The organism is Rhodococcus phenolicus, assembly GCF_001646785.1.
Lineage (GTDB): Bacteria > Actinomycetota > Actinomycetes > Mycobacteriales > Mycobacteriaceae > Rhodococcus > Rhodococcus phenolicus.
In genome coordinates, this window is the sequence record NZ_LRRH01000190.1 from 1 (window position 1) to 634 (window position 634).

General features: G+C 70.5%; 1 protein-coding gene. It reads left to right on the forward strand.

The window, feature by feature from the left end; all coding sequences use genetic code 11:
* Positions 1-533: hypothetical protein (locus A8G15_RS28755; RefSeq protein ID WP_068166611.1), on the forward strand; the 533-nt coding region annotated here is incomplete at its 5' end.
* Positions 534-634 lie beyond the last annotated feature (101 nt).

Genomic DNA, 634 nt, shown 5'->3' on the forward strand with positions numbered 1-634 from the left:
CCGCGGGCGACGCCGTCGCCATCACCGCCGAGTTCGCGGGACAGCGCACGCCGATGCTCGTCATGCACCTGACCCTGATGGTCACCACGGTGCTGCTGCTGGTGTTCGCGGCGGGACTGCAGCGTCGCCTCCGCGTCGCACTGCCCGAATTCAGCATCCTGCCCGCCGTCGCGGCGTTTGGGCTGCTCCTGACGTCGGCGGCCACGCTGCTCGGGACCGGCCTCGACACCGAGTTGCTGTTCGGTCTCGGCGAGCCGGGACAGATGGTTCCCGAGGTCGCGGTGGTCGCCTCGCACTGGATGGGCACCATCCCGTGGCTGTGGGTCGGTGCCGGGGCGAGCGGTCTCGCCGTCGCCGTCGCCTCGCTGCGTCACGGCGCCGTCCCACGCTGGCTGGGGTGGACGAGCGTGGTGCTCGGTGGTCTGACCCTGCTGACCGGAATCTCGCCGATGCAGTACCTGGCCGGATTCGTCGGGCCCGTGTGGGTTCTCGTCGCCGGCATCGGTTTCGCAGTGGCAGCACGGACCCGGTGAACCCTGCAATCAGGGAATCGCGGGGGTGATCGGGGATACTCGGCGCACCATGACGATCGCGCACGAGAACGAGGGGTCGGCGGGCACCGGTGGAGCACCGG